This window comes from Paenibacillus nicotianae, from assembly GCF_042681745.1.
In the GTDB taxonomy this organism is placed as follows: domain Bacteria; phylum Bacillota; class Bacilli; order Paenibacillales; family Paenibacillaceae; genus Saccharibacillus; species Saccharibacillus nicotianae.
The window spans coordinates 124,450-141,089 of the sequence record NZ_JBHUGF010000009.1; the positions used below are offsets into that span (position 1 = coordinate 124,450).

15 protein-coding genes are annotated in these 16,640 nt (G+C 40.8%); 4 read left to right on the forward strand and 11 right to left on the reverse strand.

Annotated elements, in window-relative coordinates:
• Positions 1–67: 67 nt before the first annotated feature.
• From ald to ACFSGI_RS03745, 7 genes are all read right to left on the reverse strand, one after another.
• Entirely contained in the window at positions 68–1,204 is a 1,137-nt protein-coding gene (gene ald / locus ACFSGI_RS03715; RefSeq protein ID WP_204826781.1) for an alanine dehydrogenase, read from the reverse strand.
• Positions 1,205–1,435: 231 nt separating this feature from the next.
• The gene (locus tag ACFSGI_RS03720) at positions 1,436–2,650 is read right to left on the reverse strand and encodes a PucR family transcriptional regulator (RefSeq protein WP_204826782.1); all 1,215 of its coding nucleotides are present in this window, start codon (positions 2,648–2,650) and stop codon (positions 1,436–1,438) included.
• Between the two features lie 405 nt (positions 2,651–3,055).
• Positions 3,056–4,282 (reverse strand): ABC transporter permease, encoded by a 1,227-nt coding sequence (locus ACFSGI_RS03725; protein ID WP_204826783.1) that lies wholly within the window; start codon positions 4,280–4,282, stop codon positions 3,056–3,058.
• Between the two features lie 2 nt (positions 4,283–4,284).
• Positions 4,285–5,031: an ABC transporter ATP-binding protein gene (locus ACFSGI_RS03730; protein WP_204826784.1), complete on the reverse strand. Its 747-nt coding sequence runs from the start codon at positions 5,029–5,031 to the stop codon at positions 4,285–4,287.
• Between the two features lie 10 nt (positions 5,032–5,041).
• Positions 5,042–6,523 carry a DEAD/DEAH box helicase gene (locus ACFSGI_RS03735; RefSeq protein ID WP_204826785.1) on the reverse strand — a complete coding sequence of 494 codons (1,482 nt, stop codon included), beginning with the start codon at positions 6,521–6,523 and terminating at the stop codon, positions 5,042–5,044.
• A gap of 206 nt (positions 6,524–6,729) precedes the next feature.
• Positions 6,730–7,509: an SDR family NAD(P)-dependent oxidoreductase gene (locus tag ACFSGI_RS03740; protein WP_204826878.1), complete on the reverse strand. Its 780-nt coding sequence runs from the start codon at positions 7,507–7,509 to the stop codon at positions 6,730–6,732.
• A gap of 100 nt (positions 7,510–7,609) precedes the next feature.
• On the reverse strand, positions 7,610–8,014 hold the full coding sequence (locus tag ACFSGI_RS03745; RefSeq protein ID WP_204826786.1) for a hypothetical protein: 405 nt from the start codon (positions 8,012–8,014) through the stop codon (positions 7,610–7,612).
• A gap of 299 nt (positions 8,015–8,313) precedes the next feature.
• Here ACFSGI_RS03745 and ACFSGI_RS03750 point away from each other — a divergent pair, with 299 nt between their 5' ends.
• Both ACFSGI_RS03750 and ACFSGI_RS03755 read left to right on the forward strand, forming a co-directional pair.
• A complete protein-coding gene (locus ACFSGI_RS03750; RefSeq protein WP_204826787.1) occupies positions 8,314–9,630 on the forward strand; it encodes a zinc-ribbon domain-containing protein in 1,317 nt (438 codons plus the stop codon).
• Between the two features lie 12 nt (positions 9,631–9,642).
• Positions 9,643–10,779 (forward strand): S1C family serine protease, encoded by a 1,137-nt coding sequence (locus tag ACFSGI_RS03755; RefSeq protein ID WP_204826788.1) that lies wholly within the window; start codon positions 9,643–9,645, stop codon positions 10,777–10,779.
• A 123-nt stretch (positions 10,780–10,902) separates the two neighbouring features.
• On the opposite strand, the gene ACFSGI_RS03760 is transcribed toward ACFSGI_RS03755, so the two are convergent.
• Complete coding sequence (locus ACFSGI_RS03760; protein ID WP_204826789.1) at positions 10,903–11,361, reverse strand: chemotaxis protein CheX; 459 nt, start codon at positions 11,359–11,361, stop codon at positions 10,903–10,905.
• Positions 11,362–11,768: 407 nt separating this feature from the next.
• On the opposite strand from ACFSGI_RS03760, the gene ACFSGI_RS03765 reads away from it, so the two are divergent.
• Both ACFSGI_RS03765 and ACFSGI_RS03770 read left to right on the forward strand, forming a co-directional pair.
• Positions 11,769–12,671: a LysR family transcriptional regulator gene (locus ACFSGI_RS03765; protein ID WP_204826790.1), complete on the forward strand. Its 903-nt coding sequence runs from the start codon at positions 11,769–11,771 to the stop codon at positions 12,669–12,671.
• Positions 12,672–12,954: 283 nt separating this feature from the next.
• Positions 12,955–13,764 carry a histidinol-phosphatase gene (locus ACFSGI_RS03770; RefSeq protein WP_204826791.1) on the forward strand — a complete coding sequence of 270 codons (810 nt, stop codon included), beginning with the start codon at positions 12,955–12,957 and terminating at the stop codon, positions 13,762–13,764.
• A gap of 321 nt (positions 13,765–14,085) precedes the next feature.
• Here the strand turns inward: ACFSGI_RS03770 and ACFSGI_RS03775 are convergent, their stop codons facing one another.
• Genes ACFSGI_RS03775 through ACFSGI_RS03785 form a run of 3 tightly spaced genes read right to left on the reverse strand, consistent with a single transcriptional unit; the run spans position 14,086 to position 16,420 of the window.
• The gene (locus tag ACFSGI_RS03775) at positions 14,086–15,021 is read right to left on the reverse strand and encodes a DMT family transporter (protein ID WP_204826792.1); all 936 of its coding nucleotides are present in this window, start codon (positions 15,019–15,021) and stop codon (positions 14,086–14,088) included.
• Positions 15,018–15,659, reverse strand: coding sequence for a GNAT family N-acetyltransferase (locus tag ACFSGI_RS03780; RefSeq protein WP_204826793.1), 642 nt, complete (start codon positions 15,657–15,659; stop codon positions 15,018–15,020). Before ACFSGI_RS03780 ends, ACFSGI_RS03775 begins: the two co-directional genes overlap by 4 nt.
• A 17-nt stretch (positions 15,660–15,676) precedes the next feature.
• A complete protein-coding gene (locus tag ACFSGI_RS03785) occupies positions 15,677–16,420 on the reverse strand; it encodes a metallophosphoesterase family protein (RefSeq protein WP_204826794.1) in 744 nt (247 codons plus the stop codon).
• Positions 16,421–16,640 lie beyond the last annotated feature (220 nt).

The following is a 16,640-nucleotide window of genomic DNA, read 5'->3' on the forward strand; positions in this document are numbered from 1 at the left end:
GTATTTTATAAATAAAAAGAGTTACCATCATCTAATGACGGTAACTCTTTCTTCTATTTATCTAATCTTAGTTCAACGCCGCAAAAGTCTCGACCAGCGCTTCATTCACATCCACATGCGTATAGCCCAAATCTCTTGCCACCGCCGCATACGTCATCCGTCCCGCCGCTGTGTTCACTCCTAATTTCAAAGCAGGATTACTCTCAAGTGCTACTCGCAACCCTTGATTCGCAATCTGTACCACATAAGGTAACGTTGCATTAGTCAATGCCATAGTAGACGTTCTAGGCACAGCACCTGGCATATTCGCTACAGCATAATGTACCACTCCGTGCTTCACATAAGTCGGTTCGTTATGCGTGGTAATCCGATCAATCGTCTCAACAATTCCGCCTTGATCGATCGCTACATCGACAATCACAGAGCTAGGCGACATCGATTGTACCATCGCTTCGGTTACCAATTTCGGTGCTTTGGCTCCAGGAATAAGTACTGCACCAATTACTAGATCTGAAGCGGCTACCGCTTCTGCAATATTGTATGGGTTGGAGATTAACGTCTGGATCGACGAGCCAAAGATATCTTCTAATTGACGCAATCGATCTGGATTCAAGTCCATAATCGTGACATCGGCTCCTAAGCCAATAGCCATCTTAGCGGCATTGGTTCCGACTACTCCACCACCGATAATCGTCACTTTTCCTTTTTTCACACCCGGTACACCACTGAGCAAGATACCTTTACCTCCATGCGGACTTTCGAGGAACTGCGCACCGATCTGACTTGCCATCCGTCCAGCCACTTCGCTCATTGGAGTCAATAACGGCAATGTCCGATTCACTTCTACTGTCTCATAAGCGATCCCGATCACTTTATGCTCGATGAGAGCAGCAGCCAGCTTCGGTTCTGCGGCAAGATGAAGATAGGTGAATAGAATTAGCCCTTCGCGGAAATAAACATATTCAGATGGCAACGGTTCTTTTACTTTTAACACCATCTCTGCGGTATTCCACACTTGAGCGGCTTCGATTAGAATCTGTGCCCCTGCTTGTTCGTAGACACTATCTGTAAATCCACTACCTGTACCAGCGCCAGATTGGATATAGACCTCATGCCCTGCTCCGCTCAATGTCGCTACACCTGCTGGTGTAATGGCTACTCGATTTTCGTTGTTTTTGATCTCTTTTGGGACTCCAATTCTCATGCCAGTTCCTCCTTTAAGGTACGTGCTTGCTCTACGTCATCATTATAGGATAGATAAAATGTCATGTAATCGTCTAATTCCCCAAATTTGAAGGTTTTGGTTTGTGTAAAAATACAAAAGGTTATCTAATATGTCATATAACCTAACTTTCATTGCATAATATATTTAAAAATATAAGATCATACTCCTAAATTTCACATCACAGATAAGCTTTGTACTACATATATACCCTTATTCAGATTCTTCTAATAATAAAAGCTTAATTTCTAGATACAATGTTACTTTTTGCGCCATATCGTTCAGATCGATCTGTCCGACTTCTGCTATTCGTTTGAGTCGATAATTCAGTGTATTGGTATGCACATGCAATTGCCCGGCAGCTAATTTGGCATCACTATTATGATCCAGAAATACAGCTAATGTATGCAACAAGTGACTATGGTGTTCTTGATCGTAAGCAGCAAGCTTGTGCAGTGGAGACATAGACGCTGGAAATTGTGCGGCTTCTTGCTTCATTGCAAAGAGATAACGGTAAAATCCTGCTTGTGGATAATATAAAATAGAAGACGTTTCAGGTAAACGGTGATGTAACAGCAGTAAATATTGTGCTTCGGTGTAACTACGACTGATCGCTAATACAGAGGACACCACACTACCTGCTCCATATTCTATAGAAGATTGAGGCAGTAACGTATATAATCGATTCACCAGCGGAACAATGGTATGTTCGACAGGTGCGACTGAAGAAGCTGTTTTGGCAGTGCTACATAATAGAATCAGCCGATGTTGTTCTCGTACATGAAGTACAATTCGCACAGCATATTCGGTAGCGGCTTGCACTGCTTTGTCTAACCAATCATTTCTATCGTTATTGCCATCTTGTTCAATTATTAGAATGTACGAATAAGCAGGCATTTGGATACCTACTTCACGAGCTTGTGCTAACGCATCTTGTTCCGAAGTAAATCGACCTGTTAATAAACGGTTAAAAAAATCGATACTTTGTTTGCGCTTTTGCATCTGGATCATTTTGGATGCCGCTAGAGTAGCACTATATTTTAATTGCTGGATTTGCTCGCTAGTGAAAGAACCGTTATTTTCAAGCAACCAGATATACCCGAGTACCTCATCGTAATGTCGAATCGCGATCGCCATCCGGTTATTGAGACCAACTTGGCTCATACCTTCTACATGTACAGGTTCCCATGTATCTAGCAATTGTTGCATCGCTCCCGATTCATACAGCGCACGCACGACATCTTCTGGAACTTTACGTCCGACAATCGTAGCAATACGCGCAGGATCGCTATTGGGATCATGCGAACTATAGGCTAGCAGACGATGTTCGGCATCTTCTATCGTGACAGGTGTATTCATCACTTCACTTATTTTTTCGACTAAAGTTTGTAAATTATCGATATCCATTTCGTTAATTTTTTGGATCATAGCGCACCACCTGTACTAAGCAATTTTACCCGTTCGATACATTATAGGCTTTATTGAATATACTGTTTTTTTCTGGAATTTACAATTCTGGATAATCAACTTGGTATTAATTATTAAAAAAACCTGTTGATCATGATCAACCACATCAAAAGTGGCAGATCGACCAACAGGTTCGTTACAAAAATCATATATTTCAATCATAAGTTCTATACATACAGATAGGATATCATCCTACATCATAGCTAAGCTATGTGAAGCCATTTGGACTGCAAATAATATAACATCATATCGAATATGCTTGAAGAAAGTTCAACGCGAGCTATTTTAATTGGCAAACATCACTTTTTCCTTGTAGTAGAAAAATGTATTAGAAAAAGTTGCACTTATCCTACTAAGCACTGAACGTTAATCAAATTCAGCTTCGGCTTCGATATCTTTAAGCCATTTGCGATTGAGTGAACGGCGATAGAGCCAGACTGCTACTAAGCCTGCAATAAATGTCAAAATCATACGCAACGGATCGCCTGCGCTTGCAAGTGGAAGCCAGAGCAATAGTGTAATCCACACTTGTGTCTGTGTAATTAATTTGACCGTTTCCAGACGTTGCGATTCAGGCGGAATCGGATAGATTGACAACCAGAGCGTGTCCGTATGTTGCTTACGTAGACTGGTCATTTGCATACCGGCTAACAAAATAAACAGCAGATACACGACAATCCCGAACCACGATTCACGAGTAATCAAGACAAACACAATACCGATAATCACAAAGCGAATCAAGATTGGTAACAACTCTCCACGAACCAATGTTTTAGATACGAGAAAACGAAACGCTTTGGCTGGTATCCAGGGTACACGATTACCGACAAAAGATAACCAGCGACGATGACTGACTTTACGCTCTCCATTCGGTACATCGACAAACCAACCGAGTAGACGCATTACACCTGCGGCATGATTTCTTTCGGTCGCAATCAATCGTTCCCACGGTACAGAAGCTTTGCCAGGAATACGCAATAACACCAGATAGACCAGAGCAATCACAACGACTGCGATCAGAGCAGTCATCAGTGGCAACCAGAGGAATGCCGCCAGTAATCCGATAATCAATACATAGCGTAATAGACGATAACCAACACGAGCAGCCGCTGTATTCATCCGCAATTCTTGCCAGCTTCCGTAACTACCAAGACATTTGGCAACAATCAGTACAATGACAAGTAAACTTAACGACTTCGCATTCATATCTGCTCGTACATAAAATGGAAAAGCAACCAGTGCTAGAATCAACAACCAGATCGTTTTCCCGATTACGCTGCTCCGCCATGCTGGCGCAAAATATTCACGCATCCGCACTTCAAGTGGCAACATAAATACAATATCGGCTGTCCGCATATACGTACGCACACTACCATAGATAGATAACGGTGTGAATAAAATCAATAATATCCAGTGTACCGGCAGACCTTGAGGTACATTTTGCAAAAATGTCGTATACCATGCTGCAAATACAATGAGCAGAAAAAAAGTGACGATGGCGAGTCCGCTTTGCATCACATAGCGTAAATAAGGAAGCACTTCTCCCCAAAAAGCTTGTTGCCTCTGCTGACGTAACTTGAGCAGATCATTCATAATTACAGCCCGTCCTGAACCAGATCGTAGAAAATCTGTTCTAATGGTACGTTCTGCTGACCCGTCTGCTCACGAATCTGCTCCAATGTCCCTTGAATAATTACTTTTCCTTTGTGCAACACGATAAATCGATCACAATAATTTTCGATCGTCGACAAAATATGTGAACTGAGTAATATCGATGATCCACTTTCTTTGGTCTGTACCATAAAATCAAGCAATGACCGAATACCTAGCGGATCAAGCCCTAGAAAAGGTTCATCGATCACATATAGCGGAGGAGCAGCAACAAAAGCAGACATAATCATCACTTTCTGCTTCATTCCTTTAGATAAGTGCATCGACAGACTATCTTCTTTGTCTCCCATATTGAACAGCTTGATCAAATGAGCAGAACGTTGTTCATAATCCGCTTGACTCACATTATATGCACGAGCCGTAAATTCCAGATGCTCCCGTACCGTCATTTCTTCATACAATTGCGGAGATTCTGGTACAAAAGCAAGAGAAGCCCGATATTGCTCGGTTTCTTGAGCCAATGTAGACCCTTGAATCCGAATCTCACCTTGTTGCGGAGTCATTAACCCCAAAATATGCTTCATGGTTGTGCTTTTTCCTGCCCCATTCAGACCAATCAGTCCAATCATCTCACCACGACCGACTTCAAAGCTGATATCATGCAGGACAGGCTTACCACGACTGTATCCACCACTAAGGTGATCCACGTTAAGTATAGCTACCTGTTCCATTATTGTTACCTCACTTTTCGTCTTGAGATGCAGCTCGTTTTTCTTTTAACCATTTCGGTGCACCTTTACTTTTGGTATCTACTTTTGGTTTGCGTTTCTTTTTATCTGTTTTCGGATTCACTTTAGCCGCAGGTGACGATGTTCTTGGTTTGAACTCACGTTCTGCCGGGCGAGCTGTTGGTGTACTGGTATTCGTATTCGTTTCTTTATTTACAGAAGATTCTACCGATACACGAGGTTCAGCAGCTTTAGTTTCTTTTTTCACAGATGGTGTAGCTGTAGGACGAGCAGAACGAGCTGCCGCCGCTTTGGCGCGCGAAGCACGATACGATTCTTCACGTTCTTGTTGTTGCTCCAGTGTCAGTACAGCTCCACCTTTTAACACATGCTCTTGTAGATCGATATGCAGAGCATCAGCGAATTTACGCATAATAAACCGTTCACGTTCGGTAATAATCGAAGCCGCTACGCCTTTTTTACCCATACGTCCTGTACGTCCACTGCGATGTACATAATGATCGGTATCAAACGCAGGATCAAGACTGACTACCAGATTCAACCCTTCAATATCCAGTCCTCGCGCCGCTACATCAGACGCGACAAGCACTTTGATTTTACCTTCTCTAAATTGAGACAAGACGGTACTACGTGTGACTTTGTTCGCATCACCATACAATACACGCGCAGATAGACCTAGATGGTTCAACTTGGCTTCTACTTCTGCAATATCGTTCGTATCATTAACGAATACGAGTGAACGCGGAGAGTTGTAATGGCGTAATACACGACGTAGAATTTCTAATTTATCCCGTTCTTCCGCTACAAAATACACATGTTCGATCCCTGACGATGTACGTGTGTCCGGTTCGATTCCGATTTCTAGCAAGTCATTCATTTCACGATTCGCCAGTGTTAGAATCTCTTCATTAACAGTAGCAGATAAAAAGACCAATTGACGATCTTTGCGTGTGCTACGAATAATTTTCTTCACATCACTACCGCCACCAAGTCCGATCACTTGATCGACTTCATCGACAATCAGTGTGTTCACAAGGTGCATTTTTAGCTTGCGCAGATTGATCAATTCACTGATACGTCCTGGTGTTCCGACTACAATTTGCGGATGACGTTTGAGCTTTTCAATCTGACGTTTCATTGCCGCTCCACCGATCAGACCAAGCGTCATAATGCCATGCTCTGCGCCATAACGTTCACTTTCACGTACAATCTGCATCGCAAGCTCTTGTGTAGGTGCTAAGATCATCGCTTGTAATTGCTTGCGCTCTGGATCGACTTGTTGCAATACAGGTAATAAATACGCTAGCGTTTTACCGCTACCTGTTTGCGATTGAGCGATCGCGTCTTTTCCTTCGAGCAAATGAGGAATAGCCTCTGCTTGCACCGGAGAAGGCTCCGTAATCCCATAACGTTCTAGTACATCATTTAACCATTCATGGATGCCTAGTCCGAGAAAATTCACTTTTGATTCCATACATTTCATCCTTTCAAGCCCTTGAATCATTTTATAAGTACAAACTATTCAACACTTGTTTATATTCTAATACATGAGTAAACAGACAGAGTACAACACTCTACTATTATATGCGAAAACAGAGAGGACACCAAATATAATCATACCGCACCAAAAACCGGTTCTATACGAACCGGCTGGATCAGTGGATCAAGCATACTATTCCTTTATTTCCGATCAAATAAACGATAGGTTAACCGATCAATAAATCGTGGAAAAAGTCCATACAAACGCATCCCTGGAATTGCAATACGTGGCAAATCCAACTCTTCTTTGCGTTTTTCCATTACTTTAACAATATCGCGAGCGACTTTGTCCGTAGTCATCATAAATTGGCTCACATTTTTAACATAATCCCCTGAAGGATCCGCACGATCAAAAAAAGCTGTCGCTATCGGCCCCGGATTAATAGAAGAAATTTTGATATTGGTTTCTCTCAACTCTTGTCGTAAGGCATTGGTGAATCCCAGTACAGCATGTTTGGTTGCTGTATACGATGTTGATTTGGCTGTTGGAAATTTACCTGCTAGCGAAGCAATATTTACAATCTGCCCTGTTCCTGCGGTTAACATATGGGGAAGTACAGCCTGTGTACAACGGACAATGCCTAGATAATTGACATCGATCATCGTTTTGTAATCTTCAATGGGCATTTCGGCTATCGTTTTGAATTGCCCGTAACCGGCATTATTAAGCAAAATATCGATTTTACCATATTGTTGGATAACTTGAGCCACTACGCGCTGTACATCCTCATCTTGCTGAACATCCATACGAATAATTTGATGTTCACCTTTTAATTGTTTGGATAAGGTCGCTAGTTTATCTTCCGAACGTGCAGTCAGAATCGGAATCGCTCCTTTTTCGACCAATAAAGAAGCTACTCCTGCTCCAAGCCCGCTAGAAGCTCCTGTGATCAGAACGACTTTATTCGTGAGTTTTACCATAGTATCGCAGTAAACATACTGCATTCCTCCCTTTTGTACCTACCCGAAAATTGATGTTTATTTTATCTATAGAGTATGGATTTATCACTTGTGTATCCAGTTACAGATTGCCTGTTACTTCGATGCCGTCGGCGTTCTGTACATGTGTACTGATCCATGTCTTGAATTGTTGCCAGAAGATTGCCAGTTCTTCATCTTCTATGTGCTGTTGATGGAGTTCTTCTAAAACAGCCAACCATATTTCTTTACGGATCGGATTGTCCCAGCAGGGATCGAATTGATTCATGGTCTCCATCGTATAAGGATTAACCAGAGGAAAATGCTTATCTAATAAAGGACGAATATAATCAAAATCCTCATTATATATAAACAGCATATCTTGTAATGAAATGTCTTTTTCATTTTCTTCCATATTAAAAGGCGATAATGTAAATCCTATATTTCTTTTCGGTCCTTGATAACGATAGATCAGAACAGAGATCGAATGGTTTGCTTTTGGTGACATATATATCCTCCTGTATCTGTAACAGCCTACGTATCTACAAAATTCTTTTTCATTATACTTTGATAGGTCTCAACTGCCAAATGACCTTTTTTGGTAACGCTTTATTTATAGGAAATTATTTCCTCAACATCAATAAAACATGTTATATTTTATTCAGTTACTTGGTTACTTTTACTAGAAGAAGTCGCGCTTTTAACTTCAAGCGCTTAGCGTAAGATATTTTACTTCGTAAAAATCATTATTGATTTCACTACAAGAAGTCGCGCTTTTAACTAAAAGCGCTTTAAGGAGGAATTATAATGTATTGTAACCATTGTGGGGCGAATCAGCCGGATGATGCTGTTTTTTGCAGTCAATGTGGAGCTAGACTTCAGACACAATCAGAGTCATCACTACCTGAGGAACAGGAAATACGTAACGAACAGCCTCCTGTTGACTATCTAGATCAACTTCGTTCTCATTCGTCTTCACCTTCTACTGATTCACAGCCTAGTGATCAGGATCAGATTCACGCTACACCACCTACATCATCGAACTCATCATCAGGATCACCTACTCAATTACCTGCTTCTCCAATACGTCATCTAACATGGATTATACCAACTATACTATTGCTAGGGATAGCAGGTACGTTATTTTGGTGGTATCAACATCAACAAGATATTAATCATCAAGTCACCCAGTTACATCAAGAAGCTAGTAATCTTGCACTGAAAGGTCAGTATGAACCAGCTCTTACCAAGATTACGCAAGCTACTACACTGCGTCCAACGTATACAGTATTAACTACAGATCAACGTATGATTGAGACAGCCAATCGTATCCATACCAAATTAACAACCGTCTCTTCCAAGCTCAAGCTAAATCAGTTAGAACCTGCGGAACAATCTTTGATCACTTTGCAAAAAGCTTTAGATTCTCGCAAAGAACCTATATTTGACCAAGAGAAAACTTTAGCCAATCGCAATCAAGATTTGCTGGCTGTACTGCAAGTAAAAAAAGAATTAGACCAATTGGATACAATCGATGCGCTAGCTTATAAGCTTGATGAAGTAGATCGATTAAACAATCAGGAAGCTAAAGAAGTACATCAATTGATTATTACCAAAATTGTAACGATCAGTATGAAAAATGCAGAAAAACTTCTCCAACAAAATGATTTTAGTCAAGCAACAGCCGCCGTCAAATCAGGACTACAATATTCGAGCAAAGATGAAAAATTGCTATCTTTACAAAAGCGTATCACTTCCGAAAAAGAAGCGTTTGAACTTGCTGAAAAACAGCGTATTGAGCGAGCGATTCAACAAGCTGAAGAAGAAGATTTGAAAAACCGAACAGCCGGCGTAGAATTATCGAATCTCGACGTACAACTCAACGAATACGGAGATATAGAAATCTACGGTGAAGTCAAAAATGTAGCTACCAAACCTATTTATTCGATTACGGTCTACTATTCAGGTTATGATGCGGCTGGTAATTATCTATTTTCTTCTTCTGCATCTGTCGAACCTTACGATCTTGCTGTCGGGGCTACAGGATCTTACAGCGCTTATGAATATGATTGGTATGAAGAAGTAACGATACAGGTTGATAATATTACATGGTATCTGGATTAAGGAGGAACCTATATGAATAAAGCATGGATAGTTAGCAGTCTTGCCAGCGTAGTCATTGTTGCAGCAGGTATAGGTTCCTTTATGTATATTAATCGTACTGTTCCTGCTCAATTACCGAATAAACCTTTAGTAGCAACTGCTACCCCTACCGCTACCCAAGCGTCTACAGGAAGTCCAGCGTTAAAAGATGTTATTTTTAATACTCAGAAAAAAGTCGTGATGATTGAATTAGATGATGGATCTCTAGGATCAGGGTTTCTTTATAATCAGCAAGGAGATATTATCACCAATGCGCATGTTGTTGCCGGAGCACTTAACGTCAAAGTGAAAACAGCCGATGCCCGTACGCTAGATGGTAAAGTGATCGGTATCGGAACTGATATGGATATCGCTGTCGTTAGAGTGCCTAAGCTAGCTGGGACAGAACCATTACTATTGTCAAAAAATAATACTGCCGATGTAGGTGATAATGTACTGGCTCTCGGTAGCCCGCTTGGCTTACAAAATACAATCACTACCGGCATTATTAGTGGACTGGGGCGTGATTTTACGATCGATCCTTATGTGTATACCAATCTATATCAAATCAGTGCACCTATCGCCCCGGGTAACAGCGGAGGGCCACTCATTCATGCAGATACCGGTGAAGTGTTAGGTATTAATTCAGCGATGGCAAGCGAATCGAATACGATCGGTTTCAGTATTCCTGTCTCCGAGATTCAAGAGACTGTACAGAAATGGTCGAAAAATCCGATGAAAGAATTACCCACTACCTCTGCTTCCTCAGAAGATGTGGACTATGATATGCCTTCGATTGAAGACGAAGCTCAATATATCGTTAGTTACTTTTACGAAAGTCTAAGTATGCAGGATTATGTTACAGCGTATTCTTTACTCGGTAGTCGCTGGCAAAGTAATCTGTCTTATGCCGATTTCCGTCAGGGTTATATTCAGACAGGCGAAGTATCGATCGATTCAATCATTGCCAGCAAAGATGGAGATCAAGTCAAAGTCACTGTTGAAATTACAGCCGAAGAGCGTAAAGATACAGGAACAGTGTACAGCTCGTACAAGCTTAATTATGTATTAGGTTATGAAAATGATATTTTGAAAATATTGAGTGGTAAAGGTACCAAATCGAACTCGTAGCTTCTTTTCTTCTGCTTATTACATCTATAATCTATAAAAATACAACAAAACCTCTTTTACCTGTACGATCAGGTAGAAGAGGTTTTATTGTACTCTTTGGAAGTATACAGATGGTTTTGCCGATTAAGAGATCATTACTTGAATATCGAGTTCTCCGATTCCATCCATTAACAAAGGAATTGTTAATGCTTTGGCGGATACAAATCCAGTCATGGCACTCGTCTTCATTACCTTTGGAGGTGTAATGTCTACTGTAACGCCCTGGTTGGATAAAATGGTACTTGCATTACCACTAATCATGTTGCCTAATTCTGAGATAGCACTTTGACTCATTTCGTCCATCTCTGTAATCACAAAACCACCCATCATTGCTGAAACCATACGCAACGCTACTGCTTCTTCAATACCAAACATAATATCTCCACTCATTTGTCCGGTCATTCCGATCTGAATCCAGATATAACCGTCAACTAGCTCGATATCTTTGATGCCTAGGCTTCCTGTGGAAGGAGCCACTTGTACTACTTGTCCAATAACGAGACGCGCCGCTTCCAAAAATGGATTGATTACTTCCGCTTTCATAATTCGTTTACTCCCCTTTACAATTGGGTTCATATTTAAATACAACTTTTGACCTATGATATTATGGATATTATACCTTATAACCTAGTTCAAATCATCTAGAATCATTGATGTATCTTCCATTTTTTAATTTTTTTTGCAAATCTACTGCTGATAATCTTAAAAATCGACATTTACTGGTAAATTTATCGCTCTTTTTTTCTAAATCTTAGGTCTTTTTAACTGTCTTTACTTATTATCGGTCGCAGACACTGATTTATGTACATTTTATGTTAATAGATTTTAAAGATTTCTTCCTGCATTGATGCTTTTTGTGTAATCCCCTATAATTTAGATAGGTATCGATTGTTGAATACTTTATCTTCTATGCAAGTATTTAACAATTTGGCATACATAAGGAGGAACTCATGAATATCAGTCAATTGGAAACCTTATTGACCATTTCGCGGACAATGAGCTTCCGTAAAGCAGGAGAACTACTAAATCTCACTCAGCCTGCAGTATCTGCTCAGATTAAAAGTCTAGAAGATGAATTTAAAACGGTACTGGTCGATCGGAACCAACCGGTTACGTTAACCGATCAGGGGGTTGTTTTTTTAGAGCATGCTGAGCAGATGTTAGCGATTGTTGAGCAATTAAAGCAACGGTTATCTGATCTGGATGAGACTCCGCAAGGACGTATTACGCTGGGTACGCCGACTTCAATAGCGATTCAGATTTTACCGAGAGTACTTTCCTATTTCCAAGATCAATTTCCACTGATTCAAACGATGATTCATTCGATGTCTTCTTCACAGGTCTATCATAGTGTAGAAAATGGGCTGGTCGATGTCGGCATTAGTTATCTGATTGAACGCAATCCGAATTTAAATACGTCTATTTTATATTATGATATGTTTGAGTTAGTCGTTTCTCCACAGCATCCTTTAGCTCGTACCAAAAAAGCCAACATTCAAGATTTGCAACATCTGCCTTTGATTATGTTATCTCCAGATACGGTAGGTCGTCGATTTGTAGATGAAGTATTTAAAGAACACCAGATCGAACCTCAGATTGTAATGGAACTGTCCAGTAGTGAAGAAGTAAAACGGATGGTTGAAATTGATCTCGGTGTAGCCATTATCTCCAGACAGTCTATAACAAGTGAATTACGTCATGGTACACTGGTGATGATTCCTATGCCTGAATTTGAGGTAAGTCATCCTGTAGGTCTGATTTATAAATCAGGCAGGTATCTGAACTCGGCGATGCGCCAATTTCTAGACGATCTTAAAGGAATGCCTGCCGATCAATTTATCAGTACAGAGTAAGCTAGACATAATCTGTGAATACATCAAGTATATACTGCCAAGCGCATAGGTAAGATATTTTGCTTTGCAAAAATCATTTTTGATCGACTATAAGAAGTTGCGCTTATACTGCCAAGCGCATAGGTAAGACATTTTGCTTTGCAAACATCATTTTTGATTGACTATAAGAAGTTGCGCTTATACTGCCAAGCGCATAAGTAAGATATTTTGCTTTGCAAAAATCATTTTCGATTGACTACAAGAAATTGCGCTGATTGAACCAGGCGCTTAAGGAGCGATTATTATGAAATTTGATCTTCATACCCATCATTATCGTTGTGGACATGCGGATGGCGATATTCGCGATTATATAGAAGCTGCGATTGCTGCTGATATTCAAGTGATCGGCATTTCAGATCATACTCCCTTTTTCAGTAGCGATGTCGATCAAGCTTTTCCTAAAATAGCTATGGGTAAAAGCGAGCTTCAACATTATGTACAGGAAGTATTAGACCTCAAAAAAGAATACGAAGGCAAAATCGATGTATTGCTTGGAATCGAATCCGATTATTTCCCGGATCATGCTAAGCTTTATCACGAAATACTGTCTCAATACCCTTTTGATTACATTATCGGTTCTGTTCATTATAGTAGTGGTTATAGTATTTTTGATCGTTCACGCTGGAAAGGCATGAATAACGCAGACCAGATTGCGACGAAAGAAGAATATTTCCGTATGATCGCTGAATCTGCTCGTAGCGGAATGTTCCAGATTCTTGGACATATCGATGCAATCAAAAGCAATTATCCTGATTTCACTCAAATCGAAGCTCCACAAGCGATAGATCGTACTTTACAGGTGATTGCTGAGTGTGGTGTAGCGATCGAAGTTAACACATCCGGTAAAATCAAAGTGTGTGGACTATGGCATCCAGTCGATGAAATTCTAGAACGTGCTCATCATTTCGGTGTAGATATTTCATTTGGTTCTGATTCTCATATTCCGCAACGAGTCGGCGATGATTTTGATAAAGTCGCTCAAAAATTGCGTGATATCGGCTTTACTGAATGGGTCTATTATAAGCAAAAACAACGTCAAGCTGTTGCGTTATAATTCGTTTGTAGTAATACTTATCTGCACTCTCGTTGAAAGATGATGTGCCGTAGGGCTCTCAAATGTTTTTCACGCATACAAGATAAGTAAAAAAATATAACTCTAACCTTTGACTGTCTAGACCTTCGCTATTGAAGTGTTTTACAGACACAGAGGTTAGAGTTTTTATGTTTGCAAAATGATATAAAGAATCAAAGCGCAAAAAAAGAGACCTGCACTCACGCAGGTCCATCATATATTCAAAAAGGGGGTCTTGAGAACATCATACCTTTTTTCTATTGGAATTGAGTTGCAACACTATTGCAGTTGTATAACAAAATTTTACCCTTTATGTACAATACGTTCCCGATTGACCAGTATAATCCCACTTGCGACCAGAAGTAATGCAAGTGCTGCCCAGATCGATAACTTTTCATCTAACCACAGAGCAGATAATACTACTCCAAATAAAGGCGTCAAAAATAGATACATCGATACTTTGCCTACTTTATTGTATTTCATCACTGTATTCCATAGTGCAAATGCTCCAGCAGACAATACAACAAGGTATAGAAGCATCCATACAGCCGCTAGATCCCATTGGAAAGGAAACGGATGTCCGGTTAAAGAACCAATAACAATCAATCCTAGACCGCCCCAGAACATCTGACGACCTGTTAGACTTAGGATCGGTTCTATCCCTGCTTCACGTCTTGCTAACACATTACCCCATCCTCCAGTCAGTGCAGACAATAACATCAGTAGCTCCCCTAATCCAAAGCCAAAATGCACATTGCCTCCGCTTTGACCAAATCCCATGACTGCAATTCCTGTAAATCCAAGCAGTAACCCCAACCATTTGCGCATCGATAACCGTTCTGTATTGTCGATCCACCGAATCGATAACATTTGAAATAGAGACACAGAGCCTGCAATAATCGACATCGTCATCCCTGATCCCAATCCAAGTGCCGCATAGACAAAAATGTATTGTAGTAATGTCTGAAATACCGATAACTGAATTAACCGTTTGGCAGGAATATGCGGAATAGGTTGTCCTTTAGGATTGAGTATTTTCGCCAGTGCCATCAAGAGTAATCCCGCTAAAGTAAAACGATACCCCGCAAATAACCATTGCGCAAAAATATCATGACTTTCTATCCCCAGATGAGCATAGCTTAACTTGATAAAAGGCAGTGCACTTCCCCACAAAATCGTAGCGATGAGTGAACTGCTCCATATACCAAGCGGACGGGTAAACCACTGTTGTCCGTTCATGAAGAAGAAGCGCCTCCGCTTCTGTCTTGACTATGACTATGTGAAGCTGCACGTTCTTTGCGCAACAAGTATTCAGTATGAGCAACCGAATAGATCAAGATGCCCATCTCTTCCCAGTAACTCTGAATACCTGCATTGGAAGAAGGTTGTTGTGGACGCATTCCATTTTTCTCAAGTACACGTTGAGACAGCGCATTATCTGCATGACAACGTCCTACAATATGAGATAAGCCCATCTCTTCAAAGCCAAATTCAACCATCCGACTTGCGGCTTCAGCAGCATACCCTCTACCCCAATGGCTACGACAAAGCGCAAATCCTATCTCTGCGCGTGCTGCACGTTCGTCCCACCGTTGAAAAGAACATACGCCATATAATGTGCTATCTTCTTTGGAAGTGATCGCAAAATGCATCGAACTGAGACTACGAAAAGCTTCTTCGACTCTTCGTCCCAGACGGTCAGGTTGTAACGATTGATACTCTTTGCTTTCTTTCGCTCCGTACAAATATTTCATCACCTGTGGATCACTGGCACACTCCCACCAAATTTCCACATCCTGCGCAGTTAGACGGCGTAGTTTGAGTCGGTCTGTATACAGATCAGGAAAGCCCTTTTTCAAATCCTGTTTACTCAACATCGCCATTCCTCCTATGGTTAGTCTTGCTGCATCGCACGATACACACCGGTGCGCAATTCTTTAATATAGTAATCCAGTGCAGGAATATCTGCATCTCGGGCGTCTTGTACCGCTTGTTCAATATCGTAAGGAACACGAACCCATTGCAATGAATAGGGAGAGATCACTTCAGATAAATAATCCCCTTCCAAAATCGCATACGATGCGGCTGGAATATCTAATGGATTACCTACACTGCCTGTATTAAATAATAATCGACCTTCCAGATGTTGCATATATGCATTATGAATATCTCCATAACCAACGATATCTGGAATAAGCGATTCTTGGGTATCTTGATTAATAATCGGTGCAAACATACCCATCCGACGCTCTAGATCGTCCCACGGTTGTACACGATGAAAAACATTTTCAGGCGATGCATGAACTAACGATACCAAGCGTCCACTTAATAAAAACTCATGACGAAATGGTAACTCGGCTAGAAACTTGACCCGTTCTGCACCCAATTGCCGGGCTTGCCAGCCAAACAATTCATCGTTTTCACTCATACGAGCAACAAGTTCTTCCCAATTCCCACGAATAATCACTTCACACCGTAAAGCGACTTCATCGGTAATTTTGACAGCATCCGGGCCTTTACCCACCAGATCACCGAGGCAAAAAATACGTTTGATTCCTTTTTGATCTATATCGGCTAATACCGCCTGCCAAGCCGGATAATTTCCATGAATATCAGACACCAAAGCAATACGTTCCATTTCTTTTCCCCCTAGCATTTGGCTTTATAAATGCGACTTCTTCTACTTCCATCAACTATGATTTTTGCCCCGCAAAATATCTTTCATTCAGCATTTGGCTTTATAAATGCGACTTCTTTTAGTCCCATCAACTATGATTTTTGCTCCGCAAAATATCTTTCATCTAGCATTTGGCTTTATAAATGCGACTTCTTTTAGTCCCATCAACTATGATTTTTGC